Annotated in this window: 4 protein-coding genes; 1 reads left to right on the forward strand and 3 read right to left on the reverse strand. The window is 70.0% G+C overall.

Features of this window, described 5'->3' with window-relative positions; all coding sequences use genetic code 11:
- Positions 1–360, forward strand: a 360-nt coding sequence (locus P2P98_RS10175) for a TetR/AcrR family transcriptional regulator (protein ID WP_275799561.1), incomplete at its 5' end; no start/stop codon positions are given.
- A 192-nt stretch (positions 361–552) separates the two neighbouring features.
- Here P2P98_RS10175 and serA read toward each other — a convergent pair.
- The 3 genes from serA to P2P98_RS10190 all read right to left on the reverse strand — a co-directional run bounded on the left by serA (position 553) and on the right by P2P98_RS10190 (position 3,197).
- Entirely contained in the window at positions 553–2,157 is a 1,605-nt protein-coding gene (gene serA / locus P2P98_RS10180; protein WP_275799563.1) for a phosphoglycerate dehydrogenase, read from the reverse strand.
- Positions 2,158–2,331: 174 nt separating this feature from the next.
- The gene (locus P2P98_RS10185; RefSeq protein WP_058595896.1) at positions 2,332–2,670 is read right to left on the reverse strand and encodes a hypothetical protein; all 339 of its coding nucleotides are present in this window, start codon (positions 2,668–2,670) and stop codon (positions 2,332–2,334) included.
- The gene (locus P2P98_RS10190; RefSeq protein WP_275799566.1) at positions 2,667–3,197 is read right to left on the reverse strand and encodes a DNA polymerase III subunit gamma/tau; all 531 of its coding nucleotides are present in this window, start codon (positions 3,195–3,197) and stop codon (positions 2,667–2,669) included. Before P2P98_RS10190 ends, P2P98_RS10185 begins: the two co-directional genes overlap by 4 nt.
- Positions 3,198–3,308 lie beyond the last annotated feature (111 nt).

The following is a 3,308-nucleotide window of genomic DNA, read 5'->3' on the forward strand; positions in this document are numbered from 1 at the left end:
GAGAAGCTCGCGCGCGAAGACGTGGAAGAGATCGAGAGGTCCACGGAGGGCGCCGTCGCCGCGCACATCCGCTCATCGCAGAACACCGGCTCCGCGCTCGACGTGACGATCCTCGCGGTATCCCGCCTCGCGCAGAACGGCAACGACGCCGCCACCGCATCACTCCGACGCGTGCGCGAGCTCTGGGAAGAGAGCCTGCGGGGCCACACCCGCGACGAGACCGCACTGCAGATCGTGCTGCTCGTCAGCGACGGCCTCTACTTCAACGCCGTTCTCGACCTCAACGCCGTCCCGAGCCCGCGGGTCGAGGGTGCTGACCTCGACAAGCTCATCGCCGCGGTCGTCGCGGCGACCACCTGAACGACGGGTGACCGGCGCATCCATCCAGGATGCGGCCAGCGAGCCGCGCGCCGAAGAGGCCACCGTCCTGACCCCTCGCGGGCTGCTCGCATCGTCGCCCAGGCCGTCACGCCATGAACACCCCGTACAGAACCATCCCGGAAACGACGAAGGGGGCCGCTCCCGCGACCCCCTCCCCCGAACGCTGTCGCGTCAGTCTTCGACGATGTCGATCTGCCGGAACAGGTCGGCGCCGACGGCCTCGCGCATGGCGCCGAGGATCTCGTCGGGCACGGGCGAATCGACGGTGAGGACCGAGAGCGCACGGCCCGTAGCATCCGGAGCCGCCACCTGGAGACCGGCGATGTTGATGCCCGCCTCGCCCAGCTTCTGGCCGTAGATCGCGACGATGCCGGGGCGGTCGGCGTAGCGCATCACGAGGTGGTGCTTCTCGATCGGCACCTCGATGTCGTAGCCGTTGATGGCGACGACCTTCGGCACCATGCGGGTTCCGGCGAGCGTGCCGGCCACCGTCAGGGTCGAGCCGTCGGCGAGCGTGCCGCGCAGGATCGTGATGTTGCGGTAGAGCGGGCTCTCGGCCTCGACGACGAGCCGCGCCTCGACCCCGCGCTGTTCGGCGAAGAGCGGAGCGTTCACGTACGACACGCTCTCGCTGACGATGCGGCTGAAGTACCCCTTCAGCGCGGCGAGGCGGTAGACGCTCACGTCGTAGGCGGCGAGCTCGCCGCGCACCTCGATGTCGAGGCTGGTGAGGGCGCTGTCGGCGAGGCCGCTGAAGAACTGGCCGAGCATCTCGACGAGCGCGATACCGGGACGCACGAACGGGTCGATCGCGCCGCCGGCGACGTTCACGGCATCCGGAACGAGGTCGCCCTCGAGGGCGAGCTTGACGGAGCGGGCGACGGAGACGCCCGCCTTCTCCTGCGCCTCCTCGGTGCTGGCGCCGAGGTGCGGGGTGACCACGACGTTCGGCAGGTCGAGGAGCTTGCGCGCCGGGCCGCCCTCGGCGGGAGGCTCGGTCGAGAACACGTCGAGGCCGGCACCGGCGATCTCGCCGGCGGTGAGGGCGTCGAACAGCGCCTCCTCGTCGATGAGGCCACCTCGCGCGACGTTGATGACGTACGCCGTCTTCTTCATGCGGCGCAGCTGCTCGGCGCCGATCATTCCCGTCGTCTCGGGCGTCTTGGGCATGTGGATGGTGACGAAGTCGCTCTGCTCGAGGAGCTCGTCGAGCGAGACGAGCTGCACACCGAGCTGCTGAGCACGAGCCGCGGTGACGTAGGGGTCGTACGCGATCACGCGCATGTCGAACGCCTGCAACCGGGCGGCGATCAGCGCACCGATGCGTCCGAGACCGATGATGCCGATCGTCTTCTCGAACAGCTCGGTACCGGTGAACGAGCTGCGCTTCCACAGGCCCTGCGCGAGCGAGGAGTGGGCAGCCGGGATGCGGCGGGCGAGAGACAGCACGTGCCCGACGGTGAGCTCGGCGGCCGAGATGATGTTGGAGGTCGGCGCATTGACGACCATGACTCCGGCCGCGGTGGCCGACTTGATGTCGACGTTGTCGAGGCCGACACCGGCACGGGCGACGACCTTGAGCGACGGCGCTGCGGCGAGAGCCTCGGCGTCGATCTGGGTGGCCGAGCGCACGAGCACCGCGTGCGCGTCGGCGAGGGCCGAGAGCAGCGCGGGGCGGTCGGTCCCGTCGACGTTGCGCACGTCGAAGTCGGGGCCGAGCGCGTCGATCGTGGCGGGAGAGAGTTCTTCGGCGATGAGCACGACGGGCTTCGTCACGGATGCGTCCTTCGAAACGGTGCTGGGGGTCTGACGCGCACCGTCGCGCACCGCCGGCGCGAACCGGGCGCGCGACCCGTGCGGGCCGTCTGCCAGCCTAGCGCGGAGGCGCACGGATGCCGGACCGTGTGACACCGAGGGGGGTGGCCTACGACGACGTGCGCGGAGCCGGGCTTACGACCCGTACAACCCGTACGACGTCGTCCCGTACCCCACGATCGCGAGCCAGAAGGCCGCCGACAGCGTCAGGCCTGCCAGCAGCACGAGGGCGAACTCGCCCGCCTTCCGACGCGCGCCGATCGCGAAAGCGACGCCGAACGCGATGAGCGGGAAGACGATCGGCAGGCAGTAGACGAACCAGCCGAGGCCGTTGAGTCCGAGCGGCCCGTTGACCTGGAGGATGAGCAGCGCGACCGAACTCCACACGACGTACGCGTAGAACAGTCCGAAGATTCCCGCGATCGTGACGACGAGCCACGTCGGCAGGTGACGGGTGCGGGCGACGGCGCTCATGCGAGAGATCCCATCGACAGGAACGGCCAGGGCACGAGCAGGACGATGCCCAGGATCAGCAGCAGGAATCGCTGCCACGTGCGCCACGAGCGCGTGAGCACGAGGACCGTCACGAACCACACGATCGGGGCGAGGGTGGCCCCGATCGTCATCGCGACGACGGTCACGTCCGGGATGGGGATGCCGAGACTCTGGAGCTGGCGTCCCGAAAGCAGCCAGCCGAGCGCGAAGAGCAGGAACGTCGCCGCCACCATGCCGATGCCCACGAGGCCGACGTTTCCGAGCGGCGCGGAGTGCGCGGCATCCGGAGTCGCATTCGAAGAAGAATCGACGGATGCCGCGGCCTCGGGCGCGCGCGGCGCCTCGCGTGTCGGCGGCGCATCCGAAACAGGGGGCTGAGGCACGAGCGGTTCCGGTCCCGCGACCGGCTCCCCCACCGGGTCGGGCGTGCGCTTGTCGCCGACGTCGAGAGTGGGATCGTCGTCACCGCCCCACGAGAGGGCGTCATCATCGCGCGGTGTGCTCACGATCCCACGGTAGCGGCGCTCCCCCGCGACCGGGCCACGCCCCGCCGGGCGCCGCGTCCGCGGCATCCGGGGCGAGAAAACCCCATGCAACGGCGAACGCCCCGGAACCGA

Origin of the sequence: Microbacterium sp. Kw_RZR3 (genome assembly GCF_029222405.1) — a bacterium.
Lineage (GTDB): Bacteria > Actinomycetota > Actinomycetes > Actinomycetales > Microbacteriaceae > Microbacterium.

Coding starts and splice junctions, on each gene's coding strand:
- P2P98_RS10185 (WP_058595896.1), bottom strand. CDS start 2,670: ATGAGCGCCGTCGCCCGCACCCGTCACCTGCCGACGTGGCTCGTCGTC.